This is a genomic window from Amycolatopsis sp. NBC_01480, from assembly GCF_036227205.1.
Taxonomy (GTDB): domain Bacteria; phylum Actinomycetota; class Actinomycetes; order Mycobacteriales; family Pseudonocardiaceae; genus Amycolatopsis.
Window position 1 is genome coordinate 1,035,217 of the sequence record NZ_CP109442.1, and the last position, 21,233, is coordinate 1,056,449.

General features: G+C 70.5%; 21 protein-coding genes and 1 pseudogene. 7 read left to right on the plus strand and 15 right to left on the minus strand.

Features of this window, described 5'->3' with window-relative positions; all coding sequences use genetic code 11:
- The first annotated feature begins 100 nt into the window (after positions 1–100).
- Positions 101–1,183: a sensor histidine kinase gene (locus tag OG371_RS04840; RefSeq protein ID WP_329065943.1), complete on the plus strand. Its 1,083-nt coding sequence runs from the start codon at positions 101–103 to the stop codon at positions 1,181–1,183.
- Between the two features lie 7 nt (positions 1,184–1,190).
- Here OG371_RS04840 and OG371_RS04845 read toward each other — a convergent pair whose 3' ends face one another.
- Entirely contained in the window at positions 1,191–1,640 is a 450-nt protein-coding gene (locus tag OG371_RS04845) for a MarR family winged helix-turn-helix transcriptional regulator (protein WP_329065945.1), read from the minus strand.
- Positions 1,641–1,712: 72 nt separating this feature from the next.
- Between OG371_RS04845 and OG371_RS04850 the strand changes: the two genes are divergently transcribed.
- The gene (locus OG371_RS04850) at positions 1,713–2,609 is read left to right on the plus strand and encodes an alpha/beta hydrolase (RefSeq protein ID WP_329065948.1); all 897 of its coding nucleotides are present in this window, start codon (positions 1,713–1,715) and stop codon (positions 2,607–2,609) included.
- 138 nt (positions 2,610–2,747) lie between these two features.
- Positions 2,748–3,386, plus strand: a complete 639-nt coding sequence (locus OG371_RS04855; protein WP_329065949.1) for a hypothetical protein — start codon at positions 2,748–2,750, stop codon at positions 3,384–3,386.
- Here OG371_RS04855 and OG371_RS04860 read toward each other — a convergent pair whose 3' ends face one another.
- From OG371_RS04860 to OG371_RS04875, 4 genes are all read right to left on the minus strand, one after another.
- A complete protein-coding gene (locus tag OG371_RS04860; RefSeq protein ID WP_329065951.1) occupies positions 3,387–4,571 on the minus strand; it encodes a cation:proton antiporter domain-containing protein in 1,185 nt (394 codons plus the stop codon). It lies immediately after the preceding gene.
- A gap of 126 nt (positions 4,572–4,697) precedes the next feature.
- Positions 4,698–5,384 carry a hypothetical protein gene (locus tag OG371_RS04865; protein WP_329065953.1) on the minus strand — a complete coding sequence of 229 codons (687 nt, stop codon included), beginning with the start codon at positions 5,382–5,384 and terminating at the stop codon, positions 4,698–4,700.
- A 124-nt stretch (positions 5,385–5,508) separates the two neighbouring features.
- Positions 5,509–6,612, minus strand: a complete 1,104-nt coding sequence (locus OG371_RS04870; RefSeq protein WP_329065956.1) for a sensor histidine kinase — start codon at positions 6,610–6,612, stop codon at positions 5,509–5,511.
- A complete protein-coding gene (locus OG371_RS04875; protein ID WP_329065958.1) occupies positions 6,609–7,265 on the minus strand; it encodes a response regulator transcription factor in 657 nt (218 codons plus the stop codon). The genes OG371_RS04870 and OG371_RS04875 overlap by 4 nt, the downstream gene beginning before the upstream one ends.
- 247 nt (positions 7,266–7,512) lie before the next feature.
- Between OG371_RS04875 and OG371_RS04880 the strand changes: the two genes are divergently transcribed.
- A complete protein-coding gene (locus OG371_RS04880) occupies positions 7,513–8,694 on the plus strand; it encodes a hypothetical protein (protein WP_329065960.1) in 1,182 nt (393 codons plus the stop codon).
- A 17-nt stretch (positions 8,695–8,711) separates the two neighbouring features.
- A complete protein-coding gene (gene lysX / locus OG371_RS04885; RefSeq protein WP_329065963.1) occupies positions 8,712–11,996 on the plus strand; it encodes a bifunctional lysylphosphatidylglycerol synthetase/lysine--tRNA ligase LysX in 3,285 nt (1,094 codons plus the stop codon).
- Positions 11,997–12,002: 6 nt separating this feature from the next.
- On the opposite strand, the gene OG371_RS04890 is transcribed toward lysX, so the two are convergent.
- The 9 genes and pseudogenes from OG371_RS04890 to OG371_RS04930 form a co-directional block, all read right to left on the minus strand.
- Positions 12,003–12,296 carry a hypothetical protein gene (locus tag OG371_RS04890; RefSeq protein WP_329065965.1) on the minus strand — a complete coding sequence of 98 codons (294 nt, stop codon included), beginning with the start codon at positions 12,294–12,296 and terminating at the stop codon, positions 12,003–12,005.
- A gap of 350 nt (positions 12,297–12,646) precedes the next feature.
- On the minus strand, positions 12,647–13,072 hold the full coding sequence (locus OG371_RS04895) for a pyridoxamine 5'-phosphate oxidase family protein (protein WP_329065967.1): 426 nt from the start codon (positions 13,070–13,072) through the stop codon (positions 12,647–12,649).
- Positions 13,073–13,363: 291 nt separating this feature from the next.
- Positions 13,364–14,113 (minus strand): isocitrate lyase/PEP mutase family protein, encoded by a 750-nt coding sequence (locus OG371_RS04900; protein ID WP_329065969.1) that lies wholly within the window; start codon positions 14,111–14,113, stop codon positions 13,364–13,366.
- A gap of 27 nt (positions 14,114–14,140) precedes the next feature.
- On the minus strand, positions 14,141–14,920 hold the full coding sequence (locus tag OG371_RS04905) for an SDR family NAD(P)-dependent oxidoreductase (protein WP_329065971.1): 780 nt from the start codon (positions 14,918–14,920) through the stop codon (positions 14,141–14,143).
- A 3-nt stretch (positions 14,921–14,923) separates the two neighbouring features.
- Complete coding sequence (locus OG371_RS04910) at positions 14,924–15,649, minus strand: SDR family NAD(P)-dependent oxidoreductase (RefSeq protein ID WP_329065972.1); 726 nt, start codon at positions 15,647–15,649, stop codon at positions 14,924–14,926.
- 70 nt (positions 15,650–15,719) lie between these two features.
- Positions 15,720–16,226 (minus strand): TIGR03086 family metal-binding protein, encoded by a 507-nt coding sequence (locus OG371_RS04915; protein WP_329065974.1) that lies wholly within the window; start codon positions 16,224–16,226, stop codon positions 15,720–15,722.
- 7 nt (positions 16,227–16,233) lie between these two features.
- Complete coding sequence (locus OG371_RS04920) at positions 16,234–17,223, minus strand: sigma-70 family RNA polymerase sigma factor (protein ID WP_442876079.1); 990 nt, start codon at positions 17,221–17,223, stop codon at positions 16,234–16,236.
- Positions 17,224–17,518: 295 nt separating this feature from the next.
- Positions 17,519–17,974 (minus strand): annotated as a pseudogene (locus OG371_RS04925) (SDR family NAD(P)-dependent oxidoreductase); the annotation flags it as partial.
- The gene (locus OG371_RS04930) at positions 17,875–19,125 is read right to left on the minus strand and encodes a hypothetical protein (RefSeq protein ID WP_329065977.1); all 1,251 of its coding nucleotides are present in this window, start codon (positions 19,123–19,125) and stop codon (positions 17,875–17,877) included. The gene OG371_RS04930 and the pseudogene OG371_RS04925, both read right to left, overlap by 100 nt.
- Before the next feature lie 186 nt (positions 19,126–19,311).
- On the opposite strand from OG371_RS04930, the gene OG371_RS04935 reads away from it, so the two are divergent.
- Positions 19,312–20,136 (plus strand): helix-turn-helix domain-containing protein, encoded by an 825-nt coding sequence (locus OG371_RS04935; RefSeq protein WP_329065979.1) that lies wholly within the window; start codon positions 19,312–19,314, stop codon positions 20,134–20,136.
- Between the two features lie 38 nt (positions 20,137–20,174).
- A complete protein-coding gene (locus tag OG371_RS04940; protein ID WP_329065981.1) occupies positions 20,175–20,939 on the plus strand; it encodes an alpha/beta fold hydrolase in 765 nt (254 codons plus the stop codon).
- A gap of 24 nt (positions 20,940–20,963) precedes the next feature.
- Here OG371_RS04940 and OG371_RS04945 read toward each other — a convergent pair whose 3' ends face one another.
- Positions 20,964–21,161 (minus strand): hypothetical protein, encoded by a 198-nt coding sequence (locus OG371_RS04945; RefSeq protein WP_329065983.1) that lies wholly within the window; start codon positions 21,159–21,161, stop codon positions 20,964–20,966.
- Positions 21,162–21,233 lie beyond the last annotated feature (72 nt).

The window sequence follows — 21,233 nt, forward strand, 5'->3', positions numbered from 1 at the left end:
GTCGGCAGCCGACGCGAGGGAAGCGAGGCGGCCGGATGACCACTGTCGACACCGTGCCTCAGCCCACGGACTCCGGCGCGACAGGATGATCCACCGCCGGATGCTGCCGTCCTGGGTCTTCGACCTAGCGCCGGTCGGGCTCGCCGCGCTCGACACGTGGCTCAACGCCAAGCACGCCACCCCGGCCGAGCTGGGCGCCGCGGCGGTGGCGACGGTGGCGCTCCTGCTGCGCCGCTACTTTCCGCTCACGGTGCTGGCGATCGCGCTCCCGTCGCTGGTTGTCTCGGAGTCCGTCCTGCCCGCACTGATCGCGCTGTACACGGTCGGCGGGCGGTACCGGAACCGGTGGCTGCTCGCGGGCCTCACCGCGGTCGTCGCCCTCGGTTACGCCACGCCGTGGCCGTCCCTGCTGGCCGTCTCCCACAACGACACGCTGCTGGGCCTGATCTACGCCACCATGACCGCCGCGGCACCGGTGTTCCTCGGCCTGCTCACCCGGACCAGGCGCGAGCTTTCCCTGCGGCTGGAAGAAATCGAGCACGCCCGCGAACAGGAACGGGTCCTGATCGAGCAGACCACGCTGGCCCGCGAGCGGACGCAGCTGGCGCGGGAGATACACGACGTCGTCTCGCACCAGGTCAGCCTGATCGCGGTCAGCGCGGGCGCGTTGCAAGTCGGCGCGCCCGATCCGGGAACAAAAGAAGCCGCGTCGACGATCCGTGCCTTGAGCGTCGCGACCCTCGACGAGTTACGCCACATGGTGACGCTGCTGCGGGCCTCGGGCAGCCAGCCGACCGAGCTGACGCCCCAGCCCACCCTCGCCCAGCTGGAACCGCTCATCGCCACCAGCGGCGTCCCGGTGGACCTGCACGGCGAACTACCCGCCGACGTCGGCGCCGCCCAGCAGCGCGCCGTCTACCGCACGATTCAGGAGGCGCTGACCAACGTGCGCAAGCACGCACCGGGCGCGCGCGTCACCGTCCACATCGAACACACCTCCGCAGAAGTCAGTGTCACCATCGCGAACGGGCCACCGGCCTGCCCCGCGCTGAACCTGCCCAGCGCGCGTCACGGCCTCGTCGGCCTCCGCGAACGCGCCGAACTCCTCGACGGCTCCTTCGACTCAGGCCCAACACCAGGCGGCTACCGCGTCCACCTCCGGCTCCCCCGCACCGAAACCTGACCAGCGCTCACCCAGCCGGAAGCCCCAGCCGACGTTCCTCGAGATCCGAACGCAACCCAGCCAGAATCCGCGCCAACGCCTTCAGCCGATCAGCACTGACCGCGCCACCGAGGACCTCCTCGATCGCCGCCTGCCAGACGGGCTCGGCCTCGGCCACGACCGACTCGCCCGCGGGCGTCAGCGCGAGCAGGGACGAGCGACGGTTCGCCGGGTTCGCGCGGCGTTCCAGCCAGCCCTCCTTTTCCATCCGGTCGACGATCTTGCTGGTCGTCCCGACGCCGATCGCGAAGGCGGCGGCAATGTCCCCGACGCGGGCGTCCGGCTGATCGAGGACGTGGCGCAGCAGCTCGAAATGCCCGGCACCGAGACCGGTCTCGGCCTTCAACCGCTCGGCGACCGCGTTGTACAGCCGGGTCTCCACGCGGACCAGGTCGGTGAAGACTGTGTCGAAGGCCATGGAAACTTCCTTCGCATTATCTGCCATGGCATATACTGTAGTCGCAGGAACCGGGGAACGGAAGGGGAAACCATGTCCAACGTCCAGCGCGCGAAGCTCGACGAGCAGCTGCGCGGCACCGGGGTCGGACCGGAGCTGTCCGTCGAAGAGGCCCGCGAGGGCTTCGCGAAGATGATGTACACGATGCCAGTGCCGGAAGGCATCCACACCGAGGAGACGACCCTCGGCGGACGCCCCGCGCTGCGGGTCAACCCGGAAGCCGCAAAAGCAGCCGGAACCCTGCTCTACTTCCACGGCGGCTCCCACGTGGTCGGCTCACCCCGCACGGCGCTCGGCCTCACCGCCGGTCTGGTCGTCCGGACCGGCATTCCCGGAATCTCCCTCGACTACCGCCTGGCACCAGAGCACCCGTTCCCGGCGGACGTCGAGGACGTGGTCGCCGCCTACCGTGAGCTGCTCGACCAGGGGCACGCGCCCGAGTCGATCGCCTTTGCCGGGGACTCCGCCGGCGGCGGCCTGACGATCGCCGGTGCGCTCGCCGCCCGCGACGCCGGGCTTCCCCTGCCGGCCGCGCTCGTCGCGTTCTCACCGGGCGTCGACGCGACACGGGCCGGCGAAAGCATGAAGACCAAGGCGGACGCGGATCCCCTGCTCGACCGGGCGAGCATCGACCGCATGAGCAGCCTGTACGTCGTCGACCAGGACCGCCGCGATCCGCTGCTCAGCCCGGCCGTGACCGCCGACCTGACCGGACTGCCGCCCGTGCTGATCCAGGTCGGCACCAACGAGATGCTGCTCGACGACGCCCGCCGGCTCGCCCTGCGCGCGTCCGACGCGGAGGTCGACGTCATCCTCGACATCACCGCGAACGTGCCGCACGTGTTCCAGTCCTTCACCGACGCCCTCGACGAAGCCGGCGAAGCGCTGGACCGGGCCGCGCTCTTCCTGCGCCAGCGCGTCCGCGGCTGACCGGCGGAGCGGGTCCCCACCGACCGGCGGACCCGCTCCGGACAGTCAACGGATGGTGCCGGTCCGATACCTTCGCGAGGCTGACCGGGACGGCCGGGACGGCGACCGCTGCCCGGCCACCCGACCCGGGAGGCACCGATGGGTTTCACCCTCGCCCTGATCGTGCTCATGGCGATCACGGCCGTCGCGATCTTCGTCTCCCGCGCCAAGGCCGCGGACCGCCAGCGCCGGTTCGAGGACGCGCAAACCGAGGCGCGCCACTGGGTCGACCGGCTCGGCGGCCAGATCGTCCAGATCCTCGGCCGCAACGACGCTTCGAAGCAGGCGCTCGCCGAGGCCGCCGAGCGTTACGACACCGCCGGGCGCCGGTTCCACGAGGCCGATTCGCCGGAACAAGCCGAACTGGCAAGGGAAATAGCGCTCGAGGGACTGGCCTACGTCCGGGCCGCGCGGGTCGCGCTGGACCTGGACCGCGGCCTCACCCTGCCCGGCGGCGAGCCGCGCGCCGGGCACGTCACCGCGTACCGCAAGGTCGACGTCAACGGCCAGACCTACGAGATTTCCCCGCAGCCCGGCGAAAACACGCCGTACTACCACCCCGGCGGCGAGGTCGCGGGACGTCCGGTGCCGCAGGGCTGGTACAGCATTCCGTGGTGGAAGCCCGCGGTGATCCGCGGGACCTGGGCGCCTGGTTCGGCGGCCGTGTTCGCCGGGCTCTTCGACGGGATGGACGGCGTCCCGGAAACCGGGTCCTGGCCGGCGCCGAAAACCGGGTGACTACGGGCGTTTCCGGCTGGTCAGCAGCGACGTGCTGACACCGTGCACGAGCACACTGCCCAGCACCGTGAGCACCATGATCGCCAGCGCGAGGTCCGCGGCCTCGTTGTCCAGCGAGTTGAACGCCAGCAGACCGAACACAATGGACGCCGCGCCGCGCGGGGCGAGGAAGCTGATGGTCATCCGGTCCCGCCACCGCAGGTCCGAGCCGAGCAGCACGGCGAGGACCGGCCCGGCCCTGGCGACGGTGAGCGCGACCAGAGCGACCACGATCGCGCCCCAGGTCACGCTGAAGTCGAACAGCAGCAGCGCGGCGAGGCCGAAGACGAACCACATGGCCAGCCCGCACAACGCGCTGACGTCGTCGACCAGCACGAACTCGGCTTCACTGGCGTCCTTGCGCGCGGCCTTGTAGGCGATTCCACAAAGGAACGCCGCGACGAAGCCGTTTCCGCCCACCGCGATCGCGACGCCGTAGGTCAGCAGCGGGATGGCGACGGTCGCGACCCGCGTGGAGTGCTCCGTGGCCCAGTGGCGCGCGGTCGCCTTGTTCATCGCCAGCGCCGACAGCCCGCCGACCAGCACGCCGACGACCACGGCCAGCACGGCCGCCGGAACCGCCGTCTGCAGCGCTTCGACGGGGGTGTTCGCCTGCGTGTGGCTGCCGGCCAGAGTGAGCGCGAAGATGAACACCGGGGCGACGATGCCGTCGTTGTACCCGCTTTCGACGTTCAGGACGTGGCGGATGCGTTCCGGGATGCGGGCGTCGCGCACGACCGAGGTCGCGGGGGCGAAGTCGGTCGGCATGATGATGCAGGCGATCAGCAGCGTCGCCGCCCACCCCAGCCCCGGCAGCACCAGCAGGCCCACGCCCATGGTGATCAGGATCGACAGCGGCAGCGCGACGAGCAGCAGCCGCAGGACGGTCCGGCCGTCGTGCCCGAGGTAGCCGCCCTTCACCGCCGTGGCGTCGACGAACAGCAGCAGCGCGAGGATGAGTTCGGCGATGTGCTGGGCGATCTCGGTGTTCAGGCCGCTGCCGAGCACGTTGCGAGTGGTGAAGCCGATGGCCAGCCCGGCGGCCACCATCGCCATCGGCGCGCTGACCCGCCACTTCTCCAGCCGTCCGGCGGTCAGCGACCACAGCAGCACGACCACCGTCGCGGCGATCACGCTGGGGATCACCGGCACCCTCTTCCGTCACGCCTGCGCGGGAGTCCGCACGGGGAAGCGTAATGAAGGGTTCCGGCGGGCGCCGGGAAACGGCCGCGCGACCGCTGGATCGGGTGACCGGAGGGTCTGCGGCCGGGATCAGAAGATGGCGTCGTCGTCATCGAAGCCGACGTCGTGCTGCCCCGCTTCGTAGCCGTCCTGCCAGGTGCTCGCATCGGCGACGCCGGGCATGCCGGTGAACATGGCGCCGAACAGGACCGCCGCGCCGAGGCCCCACGCGCCGCCGATCAGCGCGGGCTTCCACCACGGTTCGCTGTACCAGCCCTGCGGCACGGGCCGTCCCGCGACTTCGCCGCCGGGGTAGTAGTGCGGAGTTCCCTGTCCCGGCTCGGGGGACGCCGCGTACGTCTGACCGTCCACATCGACCTCACGATGCTCGGTGACCTTGCCCGCCCGCTCCCGCTCGGCCTCGTCCGGCAGCGCGGGACCGGGGTCCATGTCCATGGCGACGCGCGCGGCGCGGATGTAGTAGAGGCCTTCCAGCGCGGTCTCGGTCGCCAGCCGGGCCTGCTCCGCGCTCTCGGCTTGCTCCACTTGGGACGCGGCCGCGTTGTACCGCTCGGCGGCGTCGGCCAGGGCCTGCTGCGAAGCGGTGTCCGTGCCGGTGAGGGTCAGGACTTGGCCGCCGAGCCGTTCGATCCACCGCCGCGCGTCGGCGGCCGCGTCGTCGAGCCGGCGTTGCTGGGCGGCTTGCCAGCGCAGCACGGCCGCGCGGACCACCAGGATCACGGCGGCGAGCACGACCAGGACGATCACGAGGGTCATCGGTTACTCCAGGATCAGCACGGCGGGCAAGGGAGAAGCTGTGCTCCAGCATCTCCGCGCGCCGCCCGCGCGACCATCCGTTGACGGTCGGGACCGCACCCGCCGGTCGACCGGAACCGCTCCGTCAGCCGGCGTCGGCGGGCACCCGCAGGCGTACCGCGAAGCCGCCTTCGGGGGCGGGCCCGGCGGTCAGCGTGCCGCCGAGCAGCTCCGCGCGCTCGCGCAGCCCGACCAGCCCGTGCTGCGCGCTCGGCAGCGGCACCGGGGTGTGGGTCGGCGGCCCGTTGGTGATCCCGACGGCCAGCTCGGCCCCGGTCTGTCCGATGTGGATGGTCACGGCCGCCCCGGGCGCGTGCTTGCGGACGTTCGTCAGCGATTCCTGGACGGTGCGGTAGATCGCGCGCTGCAAGGGCGCGCTGATGTCCTCGGGGAGGCCGCCCTGCAGCTCGGCGCCGACCCCGCTGGTGGCGATCAGCCGTTCCAGCTCGGCCAGGGTCGGCTGGGGCGTCAGCTCCGTCGGCTGGCTGCCGGACGCCCGCAGCAGCGTCACCATGTGCCGTAACTCGTCGAGCGTGGTGACGCTCAGCGAACGAATAGTCGACGCGGCTTCTTTTGTCCCCGGGTCCGACGCGCCGACCTGCAACGCGCCCGCGCTGACCGCGATCAGGCTCACCTGGTGCGAGACGACGTCGTGCATCTCCCGCGCCAGCTGCGTCCGCTCGCGGGCCAGCGTCGTCTGCTCGATCAGCACGCGCTCCTGCTCACGGGCCTGCTCGATCTCCACCAGCCGCTCGCGCAGCTCACGGTGCGTCCGGGTCAGGATCCCCAGCAACGCCGGCGCGGCGGCGGCCATCGTCGCGTAGAGCACGTCGAGCAGGACCGTGGCCCGGGTCTCGTCGCCGACGCCGGACGGCGGCCAGGGGAACGCGCAGCCGACGGCCACGAGCACCGCCAACCCGATCGCCACCCGGCGGTCCCGGGTGTGCACGGCGACCGTGTACAGGGCGATGAGCGCCGCGATGACCGTCGGCCCCAGGAACAGCGCGGGCATGGTCAGCGCGAACACCACGTACGGGAAGCGCCGGCGCAGGACCAGGACCACGGCCGCCACCAGGCCGCAGACCAGCTCGAGGTCGCCGGTGTAGTCGAGGTTGAGCCAGACGTCGAGCAGGGCCAGCGCGACGAGTGCGCCATCGGCCGCGAGCGCGGCCGGCAGGCGCCTGGTCATCGGTCGTCGCGCGGCGCCAGCAGCCCGGCCTGCTGGGCGAGCAGCGCGGCCTGCACCCGCGTGGACACCTTGAGCTTGGTGAAGATCGCGCTGACGTGGTCCTTGACCGTGCCGACGCTCAGGTGGACCCCGGCCGCGATGTCGTTGTTGGACAGTCCCTCGGCGAGCTGGATCAGGATCTCCCGCTCGCGGTTGCTGAGCTTGTCGATCCGCGCCGACGTCGGCGAGCCGGCGCCGCTGTCCAGGAACCGGTCCACCACCGATCGGGTGACCTTGGGCGAGAGGACCACACCGCCGCCGGCCAGCGTCCGCACCAGGTGGGCGAGCTGCTCGGGATCGGTGTCCTTGAGCAGGAATCCCGCGGCGCCCGAGCGCAACGCGGCCGCGATGTACTCGTCGGAGTCGAAGGTGGTCAGCATCGCCACGACCGGCGGATTCGGCTGCGCGCGGACCTCACGCAGGATGGTCAGCCCGTCCACGTCCGGCATCCGCACGTCCAGCAGCACGACGTCCGGCTTCTGCAGGCTGATCTCGCGCACCGCCTGCGCGCCGGTCGCGGTGGCCACCACCTCGATGTCGGCCGCGGCGTCGAGGATCAGCCGGAAGCCGGAACGGACCAGCGCCTCGTCATCGACCACGACTACCCTGATCACTTCGGTTCCCTCCCCCGCGCACCACAGTGGCCTGTCCCCGGCCGAGGCTAGGCCAGCCGGTCGGCGGGGTGTGCTCCCGCCGATCGGCGGGGGCCCGGACGCCGGTCAACGGATGGTAACCGCCGAGGTCCCCGATGACGCTATCGGAGGAACGGCGCCGCGCGGCGGCCCGCGATGAACGCTGTCCGCGGGGCCCGGCGCCCACTATGACCACACCCGGTGGGCCCGACCCCGCGATGGAGGACGAGTGAACGACGAGCTGGACGAGCACGCCGCCGAGCAGTGGTTCCGGCGCCGCGGGCTGCCGGCGGTGGTCCGGGGCCGGCCGGAACAGCTCCTCGTGCGCATCGTGCCCGCGCTGGTCCTGGTCGGGCTCGCGCAGCTGATCACCGCCGTGCTGGGCGGCATCGACGGCGGGACCGACGCCGACTTCGACCGGCGCATGGAGAACACCGGTTTCCTGTGGGCGTACAACAGCCTCCTGGTCGGCTGGGTGGTGATCCCGGCGCTGGCCGGCTGGCTGGCCGCGCGCTGGGTCCGGCGCCGGATCGTCGACCGCCGCGGCATCACCCTCGCGGCGATCGCCATCGCGCTGTTCGTGGTGGCCGTGCCCACCGCCGCGCGCCTGCTCGCGCCGGATGACTGGAGTCCCGCGGACCTGGTGGTCCAGGCCGTGCTCGTGGTCGCGCTGCTGGGCATGGCGTTCGTGGGCGGCGGCTCGATCCTGGGCTGGGCGCTGCGAGCGGCGTTCCGGCAGGCGCGGGCGCTGGGGGCGCTGGCGAGCCGGGCGCTGCCGCTACTGCTGCTGTTCACCATCTTCGGGTTCTTCACCACCGAGATCTGGCAGGTCTGCGCGTCGCTGCCGCGCTCGCAGATGTGGCTGGTGGTGGGCTTTTTCGTCGTGGTGGCCGTGGTGTTCCTGTCCTCGATGCTGTCCGACGAAGTCCGCACGCTGACCAAGTCCCACAGCGTGCCGTTCGCCGCGGATGCCTTGCGCGGCACGCCGTTCGGGCCGATCGCCGCGAGCCCGGGCGCCACCGACCTGCCGCGGGTCCCGCTGCGGAAGCTGGAGCGGGCGAACATGGTGCTGGTCCTGATGCTCACCCAGGTCCTGCAGACGGTGGTGTTCGCCACGCTGATGTTCGTGTTCTTCGTCGTCTTCGGCGCCGTGTCCATCCGCAGCGACGTGATCAAGGCGTGGATCGCGCGCCCGCCGAGCGGCGGCGTGCTGTTCGGGATCCAGATGCCGGTGCCCAACGAGCTGCTGCAGGTGTCGTTGTTCATCGCCGCGTTCTCCGGGCTCTACTTCGCGGCTTCGACGGTGACCGACGCCAAGTACCGCGAGTCGTTCTTCGACCCGCTGGCCGACCACATGGCGGCCAGCCTGTCCGCCCGCGACATCTACCTCACCCGGCTGGGACGCTCGTGAACCCCGGCTCGGCGCCCGTGGCCCGCTGGAAGGACCGGGCCGGCGGCGTGGTCGCGACGGTCGTGCAGATCGGCGCGCTCGCTTCGCTGTTCTTGCTGCTGACCAACGGAGGCGGCGATTTCGGCGACTTGCTGGTGACGCTGTTCGCGGTGCTCGGCCTGCCGGTCGAGAGCGCGCTGGTGATCGTGCTGGTGCTCGTCGCGCTGGGGGCGGCGCTGCGGGCCCGCAAACGCGCCGCGCTGCTCACGCTCGTCTGGTTCCAGGTCAGCTCCGCGCTGTTTTCGCTGCTGTGGATCACCGTGCTGCTGGCCGATCCCGGGGAAATCCTCGACCCGGACGACTATCCGGACGTGACCGGCCAGGTGATCTGGAACGCCGGCGCCACGGTGATCTCGGCCGTGCTGATCGCCCTCCTGCTGGCGCTGCGCCCGGCGTTCCCGGCCCGCCTCGCCCGCGGCGCCTGGTGGCGCGGCCTTTCCGCGCTGGCCGGCGGGCTGGCCGCGGTGATCGTCGTCGGCTTCCTGGTGACCGAGGTGGTCCCCGGAACCCTGCGCAGCACCGGCGACCAGCTCGCCTGGGTGGCCAACCACACCACCGGCGGGCTCTTCCAGCTGCGCTGGATCGGCGCCGGGCCGGGCTGGCTCGACGGGACGCTCGACGCGCTGGCGGCGTTCGCCGGGGTGGCCGCGCTGGTCGTCTTCTTCCGCGGCGTGCGCTCCAGTCGCATGAGGACGGACGCCGAGGAGCTGCACGTGCGCGAGTTGCTCGCCGAACACGGCGAAGACGACTCGCTCGGCTACTTCGCCACCCGCCGCGACAAGAGCGTGGTTTTCGCGCCGTCCGGCCGGGCCGCGGTGACCTACCGCGTGCTCGCGGGCACCACCGTCGCCAGCGCGGATCCCGTCGGCGACCCCGAAGCGTGGCCGGACGCCGTGCGCGCGTGGCTTGACGAAGCGCGGGTCTACGGCTGGACCCCGGGTGTGCTGGGGGCGAGCGAACGTGGCGCGAAGGTGTACGCCGCGGCCGAATTGAAGGCGTTGGAGATCGGCGACGAGGCGGTGCTCGACGTCCGCGACTTCAGCCTCGCCGGGCCGGACCGGCGATCCGTGCGCCAGGCCGTCAAACGGATCCAGCGCGCCGGCTACACCGCGCAGGTCCGCCGGCACAGCGAGATCCCCGCCGACGAGATGGCCGTGCTGCGGGCCCAGGCCCAGCGTTGGCGCGGCGACGAAACCGAGCGCGGCTTTTCGATGGCGCTGGGCCGGCTCGGCGATCCCAGCGACGGCCGTAGCGTCATGGTCGAGGCGTACGACACGCGGGGCGAGCTGCGCGGCCTCCTGTCGTTCGTGCCGTGGGGACGGCGTGGGCTTTCGCTCGACCTGATGCGCCGCGACCGTGATGCCGAAAACGGGCTCAACGAGTACCTGATCGCGGAGGTCGTCGCGGCCGGTCCTCAGCTTGGCGCGCAACGGATTTCGCTCAACTTCGCGATGTTCCGCGCGGTGTTCGCCGCGGGCGAGCGGATCGGCGCCGGGCCCGTGCTGAGGTTGTGGCGCGCGATCCTGAGCCGGGCTTCGCGGTTCTTCCAGCTGGAATCGCTGTACCGGTCGAACGCGAAGTACGGGCCGGACTGGGAGCCCCGGTTCCTCTGTTATTCCTCCGCGCGGAAACTGCCGCGGGTCAGCATCGTGGCCGGGGCGCTTGAAGGGTTCCTGCCCACCGGGACCTCTCGTCGCGCACTGCGGCTGGACACGGTGTCCGACGAGTTCGTCGCCCAGGCCAAGGAAATCGACGAATCAGCCGCCCGGCTCGTGCCGAAAGCAGCCCGTCGGCCGGAGCAGGTGCGAGTGCGGATCGCGAAGCTGGACAAGCTGCGGGCGGCCGGGATCGACCCGTACCCGGTCGGTTTCGAGCGAGCGGACGTGCTCGGCGACGTGGTGAAGAAGTTCGGCAGCCTGGCGCCGGATTCCCGTACCGGCCATCGCGTCCGGATCGCGGGCCGGGTGATCGCCCTGCGCAACCTCGGCGGGCTGTGTTTCGCCAGGGTGCGCGATTTCTCGGGTGAGCTGCAGCTGATGCTCGACGCACAGGTGCTCGACCTGTCCGGCTGGCGCAGCGGTGTCGACCTCGGTGATCACGTAGGCGTGAGCGGTCAGGTGGTGACGTCACGGCGGGGTGAGTTGTCGGTGTTGGTGGATGAGTGGACGGTGACGGCGAAGTGCCTGCATCCGTTGCCGGACAAGCGAAAGGGCTTGACGGATCCGGAGACGCGGGTGCGTCAGCGGTATCTGGATCTTGCGGTGAATCCGGAGTCGGCGCAGATGCTGCGGTTGCGGTCCACTGTGGTGCGGGCGGTGCGGGAGCGGTTGCACCAGGGTGATTATCTCGAGGTCGAGACGCCGATGTTGCAGACTGTCCACGGTGGAGCGAACGCGCGGCCGTTTGTCACGCACATCAACGCGTATGACATGCGGATGTATTTGCGGATCGCGCCGGAGCTGTATCTCAAGCGGCTGTGTGTGGCCGGGGTGGAGCGGGTTTTCGAGCTGAACCGGAACTTCCGCAACGAGGGCGTGGACGCCACCCACAACCCCGAGTTCACGATGCTCGAGGCGTATCAGGCGTACGCGGACTACAACTCGATGCGCGTGCTGACCCGCGAGCTGATCCAGCATGCCGCTGAAGCCGCGTACGGCGCGCAGGTGGTGCGAAGGCCTGGCGCGGACGGTCGTGTGGTCGAGATCGATATCTCGGGCGACTGGCCGGTGATCCCGGTGCATGAGGCCGTTTCCGCGGCACTGGGCGAAAAAGTCGACTCCTCGACGTCGGCGGAGGTGCTCCGGCGGCTGTGCGCCAGGGCGGGAATCGACGCCTCGGAGGAGGCCACCGCCGGCGACTTGGTCCTCAAAGCCCACGAGCACTTCGTCGAGCCGAGCACGGTCATGCCGACGTTCTACACCGACTACCCGACCGACGTGTCGCCGCTGACCCGCCAGCACCGCGTCGACCCGCGGCTGGCCGAGCGCTGGGACCTGATCGCGTTCGGCTCGGAGGTCGGCACCGCGTACACCGAGCTGACCGACCCGATCGAGCAGCGCCGCCGGCTCGAGGCGCAGTCGCTGCTGGCCGCGAGCGGCGACGTCGAGGCCATGGAACTGGACGAGGACTTCCTGCAGGCGCTGGAACACGGCATGCCGCCCACCGGCGGGCTCGGGATCGGCATCGACCGGCTGCTGATGATGCTCACCGGCACCTCGGTCCGGCAGACAGTGCTGTTCCCGTTCGTCCGCCCGCAGGCCTGAGCCCGGTCAGTCGGTGCTGAGCACGCTGGACTCGACGCCGTTGATCGTGGCCCCGGCCTGCTGGTAGTGCGGCGCGACGTCGCGAACCAGGTCGGCCGGGAAGTCGAGCTGCGGCCGGCTGACCTGGTCCAGTTCCGCGAGCTGCGCGTCCGGGATGGTCACCTCCAGCGAGGCGAGGTTCGCGTCGAGCTGCGCGACGGTGCGGGCGTCGTCCCGGGCGCGGACCAGCAGCACCGTGACGGCGGCGAGCACCGAGACCGCGGACAGGCCCAGAGCCCGCCGGTGGTCCGCTCTGGCCACACTGCTGCCGGTGATCGAGAAAATCGCCGGACGGCATGGTGAGCCAAGCTCGGACCGGCCCCGGTAGGGCATGGCCTGGTGCGGCTCGGTCTGGTGCTGCCTGGTCTGGCATTGTCCGGTCTGGCATTGTCCGGTCTGGCATTGTCCGGTCTGGCATTGTCCGGTCTGGCATTGTCCGGTCTGGCATTGTCCGGTCTGGCGTTGTCCGGTCTGGCGTTGTCCGGTCTGGCATTGTCCGGTCTGGCGTTGTCCGGTCTGGTGCGGCTCGGTCTGGTGCGGCTCGGTCTGGTGCGGCCTGAGCTGCGGACAACCTCCTTGCTGACGCAGCCAACTACCCTGGCGCAGTCAGCTCAACCCGAGCCTAAGTCCGCGGACAGCCAGTGTTCTGGGTGCAGGTGGAGGGCGATGTGTTCGCCGAGGTGGGTTCGTTCGTAGTCCACGAAAGCGGCGACCTTGTCCGGGGGGAGGTAGCGGGCGGCCATCTCCCAGGCCAGTTCGGGGCTGTCCGGCGACGTTCTGACCAACGGGCCTTCCACTGACACATAACGGACTGTCGGCGTGGTTCGCTGGACCATCAGGGTGAAACGACCGGATGTGGTGATCGCGCGGGCCTTTCGGGAGGCGGGAGGTGTGCGTACCCACAGGTCTCCTCCTGGGTTGTACTGGTACCAAATGGGAATCGCCAGCGGGGCGCGGTCGGGTCGCTCCAGGACTGACAGCGCGCCGATGTGGGGTTCAGCCAGGAATGCTTCGCGTTCTTCTTCGGAAAGTGCCATAGGTCGGAAGCTACCCGAGGGGTACGACAAAAACCGGGGACCGGCGCCCTGACCAGGGAATCAGGCGGGAATCGGAGACCGGTGCGGGGCCTGGGAAGCAGGGCGCGCAGGCAAGCGGCGACAGGCGCGCTGCGAAGGGGCGAACGGCAAGCGATGACCGAGTGTGGCCGCGCCCGGAGCAGGCAGGCCAAGCAGTCGGCAGCTGAAGCAGGCGGCACACCCGGAGCTGACAGTCCGGTGTGGACATTCAGCGCCGGGTGTGCCGCCACAGGACAAAGCAAAACAACAGAGTCAGGACCGCAGCTTCTCCACCGCAACCTTCAGCTCAGCCATAGCCGCACGGTAGAAACTCGGGCCGTACGAAACCCGGGCCACGCCCAAGTCCCGCAGCGTCCCCAGGTCCAAAGCGCCACCACTGTTCCCATTGACCGGACCAGGCAGTTCACTGACCAAGCTAGCGAGAACCTCCTTGTCCCGCACACCGATCGGGTACAGGCAATCGGCACCGGCAGCTCGGTAGAGGCGGCCGCGGCGGATTGCTTCCGACAGGCGGTCCGGTTCCGGGATTCCGTTGGCAGGCAAGAAAACGTCGATGCGGGCGTTGATCACGATCGGGACTCCGGCGTCGTCCGCGGCGGAGCGGACCGAGGACAGCCAGTCGGACTGGGCGGTGGCGTCGGACAGGCCGCCGGAGCGGTGGTCGGTGTCCTCCAGGTTGCAGCCGACCGCGCCGAGTTCCAGCAGGCGGTCCACCAGTTCACGCGGCCGCAAACCGTACCCCGCCTCGGCGTCCACCGTGACCGGGAGCTGGACCGCGCGGGCGATCCGGCCGGCGGCGGCGAACATTTCCCGCCAGGGCGCGCCTTCGCCGTCGGGATAGCCGAGCATGGCCGAGACGGCGGCGCTGGCGGTGGCGATCACGGGGAAACCGGCTTCGGCCACGACCGAGGCGCTGGCCGCGTCCCAGACATTGGGCAGTACCAGCATTTCTTCAGTGTGCAGCGCGCGGAGCCGGTCCGCGTGCGCCTTCAAATCAACCATCAAATCCTCCACATCATAGCCAAACACTCAGTCGACGATCACGCCGCCGGTCAGGTTCGCGACCGCGCCCGTCATCGCGGCTGCCCGGTCGGACGCGACAAAGGCGGCCGTTTCGGCGAATTCCGTCAGGGTGGTCGCGCGTTTGCGGTGGGTCGTTTCGGCGACGGTGGTGGTGAACTGCTCCCTCGTGACGCCCAGCGCGTCGGCGTGCAGGCCGAAGACGACATCGATCGTCGAGGTCTCGACCATTCCGGTGGTACGCAGGCAGACCGACCGCACGCCGTCACGCGCGTATTCCACCGAGAGCTCCCGGTTCAACGCCTCCATCGCCGCCCAGGCCGGCCCCATTCCGCCGAGCATCGGGACGCCCACCCGAGCCGGTTCCGCCGTGTGCATCAGGATCACCCCGGAACGCTGGACGCTCATCCGGCGCGCGGCGGCCCTGGCCGTCACGAAATGCGCCTGGGCATAAGTCGTGACCGGACGCAGGAAACTCGCCACCGGCAGGTCGGCGAGCGGGATTCCTTGCAGGCCCTGCTGCGGGATTCCGATGGCGTTGAACGAGATGTCGATCCGTCCCGCCGCGTCAAGGTGGGTTTCGACGGCTTCTTCGTCCAGCGCGTCGACCACCGCCGTCTCGGCCGTGCCACCAGCAGCAGAGATCTCCTTGGCCAGAGCATCGAGCGCGCCGAGGTCTCGGCCGGTCAGGAATACCCGCGCACCTTCACGGGCGAACGCGCGGGCCACCGCACTGCCAGCCGCGCCCGCAGCGCCGTAAATGACCGCGTTCTTGTTCTCCAGCAACATTTCCTACTCCCCTGAAGCCGAAGCAGCGACCTTCGCGTATTGACGCTCCAATTCCTTCGCCGCCCCCGCCCGCCAGCTTTCGGCCTGCGACTCAGCCATGGCGTCCGGGAAGATGTCCTCCTCGCCGCTCTCCACTCCGTCGAAGATGTTGCGCGCAACCGACTCCGGAGAAGCCTTCGGCAGGTCGACGCCCCGTGACATGTCGGTGTCCACGATGCCGGTCAACACCGCGTGCACGCTGATCCCATCGCCGGCGACGAGCGTGCGCAGCGATTGCGTCATCGAGAACGCAGCCGCCTTGGAGATCGAATAGGCCGGAATGAGCGGCAACGGCGCGAAAGCGTTGACCGACAGGTTGTTCACCACCGCTCCCCCGGAACGCCTCAGCGCGGGCAGGAAGGCCTGCGTCACGCTGAGCATCCCGAAAAGGTTGACCGCCAGATGCTGCTCAAGAACCGAACGATCACTGAGATCGTCGTACGACGCGATGCCCGCGTTGTTGACGAGGACGTCGAGGCTCTCGATCTCGGCCGCGGCCTGCTGGATCTGCGCCGCGTCGGTGATGTCCAGGGCCAGCGGCGTGACCCGCCCGTCCGCGTGGGGCAGGGGCCGCCGCATGCCGGCGTACACCCGTTTCGCGCCTCTCCTCAACGCTTCCTCGACCAGCGCCCGCCCGATGCCACGACTGCTTCCGGTGATCAGTACGGTGTGGTCCTTGATGCTTGTCATGCTGATGCTCTCCTCAGGTCCGGACGGCGGATCGGGCCGCCCGAATAGAGACAACCGGGCCCGCCGGAACTCATCGCGGCTGACGGCCGAAAAGCGCGAGCAGCCGTTCTCCCGGCGCCGCCGTGGCCGGAACATCCAGTGGGGCGGCGAAAAAACGGTCGACGGCCAGCAGCGGCGACACCTCGAGCAGACGCGTGGCCAACGCGGCGGGGACGGGGTGGTCCGCCCCGCAGGCGCGCGAGATGTCCCACGCATGCAGGACCATTTCCGCGGCAGCGGTGTACCCGACGATTTCCGGCGAGATCCACCGATCCTCAACCTCGCACCTCCGGCCGGGCGTGACGGCCCACGCGACCAGCAGGCCGACGATGCTCGCCCGGACCGCCGCCGCGGGATCCGGGCCGGGAGCCGGGCCCGGCTCCCCGGTCAGCACCTCGGTAAGATCGTCCAAAGAGGACCGGACGTGGCCGAGCAGGTGCCCGAGGTCCCAGCCCGGGCACGGGGTGGGCGCCGACAGGTCGGCGTCGCCCACCAGCCGGACGCTCCGCCCCAGATGCCGGGCGGCAGCGCTGAGCACGGCCCGCTCACCGCCGGACCGCGCTCGGGGCCGCGTATACCTCGGGCAGGCCGAACGCGGTGACCAGACCGGGGTCGAGGAACGCGTTGATCCGCGCGATCTGCCCGCCGATCAACGAGAAGACCTGCACCCCGTACGCCCGGAAAAGCCCGTCGCCGGCGCGCTGGTACACCGCGACCGCGGGCGCGCCGTTGGCTCGTGTCGGCGTCATGCGCCAGTGGTCCGGGGCCGGCAGCACGACCCGGTCGAGGAACGCGCACACCACGTCGCGGCCGGTGAACCAGGTCGGAATCGGCGGCATCTCCAGCTCGACGTCGGCGCGCAGCAGGGTGGCCAGCGCGGCGACGTCCGAGTGCTCGAAGGCCGACGCGTAACGGTCGAGCAGGCTCCGCAGCTCGGGTTCGGCGGGCTCGGCGAGGTCGTCGGAAACCGGGCCGGCCTGCGCCAGCTGCCCGCGGGCGCGTTGCAGCGCGCTGTTCACCGCGGCGACGGAGGTGTCGAGCATTTCGGCGACCTCCTTCGCGTGCCAGCCCAGGACGTCGCGCAGGATCAGCACCGCGCGCTGCCGGGCGGAAAGCTGCTGGAGGGCGGCGATGAAGGCCAGCCGCACCCCGCTGCGGCCGGACACGATCGCCGCGGGGTCGGCGGTGGAGGCGTGCAGCAGGCTGTCGGGCGCCGGTTGCAGCCAGGGGATGTCCGATTCCGGGGCGGCGAGCGTCGCGCCCGGATCGTCCGACGGCGCGCCGAGCCCGGACGGCAACGGTCGCCGCGCGCGGGTCTTCAGCGCGGTCAGGCAGGTGGTGGTCGCGATCTTGTACAGCCACAGCCGCACCGAGGAACGGCCCTCGAACCGGTCGTAGTACCGCCAGGCCCGCAGGTAGGTCTCCTGCACGAGGTCCTCCGACTCGTGCAGCGAGCCGAGCATGCGGTAGCAGTGCGCGAGCAGCTCCGGGCGATAGCGGTCCGCGAGCTCCGCGAATTCCGCGGCGGCCGTCATCGCCGGGCCGCCCTGGCGCTGGTGCCGTGGTCCATCTGGTTCTCCATCCCGCCGGTTGATGCGCATAGAGACAACCGGGCGCCCGGAAACTCATCGCGGAACCGGGCGTCGGCACCAGCAAACCACGGATCACCAGGTCAGCGGCTCGCGATCGCGGAAGAAGCCGCCGTTCGGGCCGTCCTCGGGCAGGGTCGCGAGCCAGATCGGGGTGTCCGCGCCCTCGGCCGGAGGACGGGTGGCGCGGGCTCATGCCCGTCCGGACCCAGCCGGGTGAGGCGGCGTTGACCAGGATGCCGGCGCCTTCCAGTTCCGCCGCGAGAACCCTGGTCAATGCGTTCAGCCCGGCCTTCGAGACGCGGTAACCGGGCTCGGACGGCCGGTCCATCAGCGCGAGCGACGCCGGCGTGCTGCTGACGTTGACGATCCGCCCGTACCCGGCCTCGAGCATCGCGGGCGTCACGGCCTGGACGCACCGCCACGCGCCGAGCAGGTTGGCCTCCCACACCCGGGTCACCAAATCGAGGTCGGCGCCGGAGGACCGCTGACCTCCGTCCGTCACGCCCGCGTTGTTGACCAGGATGTCCAGCCGCCCGTCCTCTGCGAGCACCCGCGGCACCGCGGCGGTGACGCTCGACGGGTCGTGAAACCCCGTCAGGCCGCCAGCGAGGACAACGGCACCGCGAACACCGCCCGGCCGCAGGTCTGGCCCTGGGCCGAGCAGTCGGCCGTCGACCACTCCGACTGCGACCACACGAGCCCGGTCGCCCAGTCGTAGGTGAGCGCCTCCGGGTGGACCGCCCAGCAGGCCGTGGTCGACGGCGAGCCGCAGGTTGCGGAGTTGCTTTCGGCCGTCGTCTGGGTCCAGAGCTGGCCGTTGAGCGTGGCCGAACTGTGCGCGACGTACCACTTGCCGCCGTGGGACAGCACGCCCTGCATATTGCCCACGGAGCTGCGGAACGCCTCGGTCGCCGGCGCCGTGCCGGACGACGTCGCGAGCAGGTAGTCCGAGCCAATCGCGTACCGGTACAGCCGGCCGTGGAGGCTCTGGTCGGCGAAGTACTCGGTGGTCACCACGGTGGCCGGGGAGGTACTGCGGTCCAGTGACATCGAGGAAAAGCAGGGCACGCCGGTATCGGACGCCATGCTGCACGTGCCGCCCGCGTACGTGTAATAGCCGACCTGCATCATCGCGTATTTGTAGGTGTACGCGGCATATCCGCCCGAGGTCTTGCCGATCGAGTTCGACGTCGTGTCGGTCATCTGCAGGATGTGCTGGGTGCTGAACACCCGGATCGCGGTCGAGGTGTTGCCGACGGCCGTCACGTAGATCTTGTCGCCGTACCAGGCCATCCCGCCCATGTGCGCCTTCGTCGCGGTGAAGCTGGAGCCGGTGCTGGTGGGCACGGCGAGGTAGAGCATGCGGTTGGCCGGCGCGGCCGGCTTGTCGTAGTTCACCGCCATGATGCGCGCGTCGTCGTTGCGGCCGAGCTCGTCCGTGCCGTGCCAGCCGGACAGGATGATCTTGTCCGCGCCCCACATCCCGTCGTCGTCGGCGTCGCCGGAGGTGGTGATGCCCTGGGGCGACCACGTTGTGGTGGCCGCGCGGTCGGTGTTCCAGCAGAACGACGTGGTGGCCGTGGGCGCCTTCGGCAGCGCCGCCTTCTCCGCGCTCGTACAGCCGGTGGTCGGGTAGCTCGGGTCGTTGACCACGGTGTTGAGGCTGACGTTCGGCAACGCGTTGTCCAGCGCGGTCAACGCGGCGGCGGGCGTGGCGTGCCAGACCAGGCTCTGCTTGGTCGTGGTCGTCAGCGGGTCGCTGTACGCGGCGCTGGCCGTGCCAGGCACCACCAGGGCACCGGCGACCACGGCCAGCACCAGGGGAATCACTCGGGAGATTCGCATGGCCTCATTTCCGCACGCTTCTTCCGGAACTGTCAAACAGCTGGTGAACAGCCATTTGTACAATTCTTGTACGGCACCGCGGTAAAACTATAATCGGCCCGAGAATTGTCTCAATAATCGATTGTCCCGCTGGGTGGGTGCGTCACACCCCTCCCCGCCGGCCGGACGTCGTTTAGCGTGGTCGCTGTGGAACGAGGCAACGAACTGGGCGACTACCTGCGGGCGCGCCGGGACGCGGTCACCCCGGCGGCGGCGGGGCTGCCCGACGACGGCGCGCGCCGGGTGCCCGGCCTGCGCCGGGACGAGGTCGCGCTGCTGGCCGGGGTGAGCACCGACTACTACGTGCGCTTGGAGCAGGGCCGCGAGCGGCATCCGTCCGACCAGGTCCTGCACGCGATCGCGCGGGCGCTGCACCTGGACGAAGCCGCCGCCGCGCACCTGTTCCGGCTCGGCCTGCCCACGCCGCCGTCGGAGCCGGGACCGGTGGCCCAGGCCCGCCCGGAGCTGGTGCGCCTGCTGGACCGGCTGCACGACGTGCCCGCTCTCGTAGTCGGGTCCGCGCAGGACGTGCTGGCCGCCAACGCCCTGGCCGAGCAGCTCTACGAGGGTTTCGCGCAGTTCGACAACCTGCTCCGGATGATCTTCCTGGACCCGTGCGCGCGTGAGTTCTACGCCGCCTGGGACACCGTGGCCGGCACCGCGGTGAACAACCTGCGCGCCTCGGCCGCGCGATTCCCGGGTGACGCGCGGATCGAGGCCGTTGTGGGTCAATTGAGCGTCCGCAGCCCGGCATTCGCGACGCTGTGGGCGCGGTACGAGGTCCGCCCGCGCACCCACGAGGACAAGCATTTCCGCCATCCACGGGTCGGCGACCTGCATCTGCACTACGAGGCGCTGGCCGTGACCAGCGCGCCGGGGCAGCACGTCTCCGTGTACAGCGCCGAGCCGGGCAGCCCCAGCGAAGACGGGCTGATCCTGTTGCGGCGCCTGGCCGAAGCCCGACCGTCCTAATCAGACACAACCGTCACAGCCGAACAAAGGGAAGACCCATGCTGCTCCCCCATGACGAAGCCGGCACGGGCCCGGCACTGGTGCTGCTCCACGCCCGGCCCGCCGACCGCTCCATGTGGCGCGACCACCTGCCGCTGCTGGCTGCCGCCGGGTACCGCGCGATCGCGCTCGACCTGCCCGGGTACGGCGAGGCGGCGGTCCCGGACGGCTACGACTCCACGCCGGGCCAGGACGTGCTGAGCACCCTCGACCGGCTCGGGGTGAGCGGCTTCAGCCTGGCCGGCAACTCACTCGGCGCGCTGATCGCGCTGCAGATCGCGGCCGCGGCGCCGGAACGGGTGGAGGGACTGGTGCTCATCGGCTACCGCGCCCACGACCAGCCCGCGACGGAAAGCCTCGAACGCGCGTGGCACGGCGAACGGACCGCGCTCGCGGCCGGTGATCTCGAAGGTGCGGTCCTCACGGGCGTCGAAACCTGGCTCGCGCCCGAGGCCTCGCCGGAGATCCGCGCGCACGCCGCCCGGATGCTGCGCGGCAACCTGCTCCGGTGGTCGGCTGACGGGCAGCCGCCGCGGGCCGCCGACGCGGATCCCGCCGAGCTACGGCCGCTGGCGTCCCGGACCCTGGTCGCGGTCGGTGAGCACGACTTGCCGGACTTCTTCACCGGCGGTCACGCCTTGGCCGAAGCCATCGGCACCGGCGGAGTGGTCATTGCCCCCGGCTCCGCCCACCTGGTCCCGTTGGAACAACCGAAGTGGCTTTGCGGCCTGCTGCAAGGATTTCTCGCCCATTCCGCTAAATAGCGGTAACCGGTCCGAATCCCACCGTCAGGACTTCTGGGGACCGGTGTCGGAGCCGACGTACGTGTCGTGCTTGTCCCCCGGCTTCCCGTCCGCACTCTGCTGCTGATGCGTTTCCTGGCCGATGGCGGCGTACGCGGTCCCACCGGCCACGCCCATCAGGGCGAGCGCCGCCGCCCCGGCCAAGATCCGGTACCGCCAGGCTCTGCTTTCGGCGTCCGCCATCGTTCGCACCCTTTTCCGCAATCCCCGTGAATATCCGGTTCGCGCCCCCGATAATGCCTGCAAAAGCCCGCC

Coding starts and splice junctions, on each gene's coding strand:
- OG371_RS04840 (WP_329065943.1), top strand. CDS start 101: ATGCTGCCGTCCTGGGTCTTCGACCTAGCGCCGGTCGGGCTCGCCGCG.
- OG371_RS04845 (WP_329065945.1), bottom strand. CDS start 1,640: ATGGCCTTCGACACAGTCTTCACCGACCTGGTCCGCGTGGAGACCCGG.
- OG371_RS04850 (WP_329065948.1), top strand. CDS start 1,713: ATGTCCAACGTCCAGCGCGCGAAGCTCGACGAGCAGCTGCGCGGCACC.
- OG371_RS04855 (WP_329065949.1), top strand. CDS start 2,748: ATGGGTTTCACCCTCGCCCTGATCGTGCTCATGGCGATCACGGCCGTC.
- OG371_RS04865 (WP_329065953.1), bottom strand. CDS start 5,384: ATGACCCTCGTGATCGTCCTGGTCGTGCTCGCCGCCGTGATCCTGGTG.
- OG371_RS04870 (WP_329065956.1), bottom strand. CDS start 6,612: ATGACCAGGCGCCTGCCGGCCGCGCTCGCGGCCGATGGCGCACTCGTC.
- OG371_RS04895 (WP_329065967.1), bottom strand. CDS start 13,072: ATGGCACTTTCCGAAGAAGAACGCGAAGCATTCCTGGCTGAACCCCAC.
- OG371_RS04900 (WP_329065969.1), bottom strand. CDS start 14,113: ATGGTTGATTTGAAGGCGCACGCGGACCGGCTCCGCGCGCTGCACACT.
- OG371_RS04905 (WP_329065971.1), bottom strand. CDS start 14,920: ATGTTGCTGGAGAACAAGAACGCGGTCATTTACGGCGCTGCGGGCGCG.
- OG371_RS04910 (WP_329065972.1), bottom strand. CDS start 15,649: ATGACAAGCATCAAGGACCACACCGTACTGATCACCGGAAGCAGTCGT.
- OG371_RS04920 (WP_442876079.1), bottom strand. CDS start 17,223: ATGACGGCCGCCGCGGAATTCGCGGAGCTCGCGGACCGCTATCGCCCG.
- OG371_RS04930 (WP_329065977.1), bottom strand. CDS start 19,125: ATGCGAATCTCCCGAGTGATTCCCCTGGTGCTGGCCGTGGTCGCCGGT.
- OG371_RS04940 (WP_329065981.1), top strand. CDS start 20,175: ATGCTGCTCCCCCATGACGAAGCCGGCACGGGCCCGGCACTGGTGCTG.
- OG371_RS04945 (WP_329065983.1), bottom strand. CDS start 21,161: ATGGCGGACGCCGAAAGCAGAGCCTGGCGGTACCGGATCTTGGCCGGG.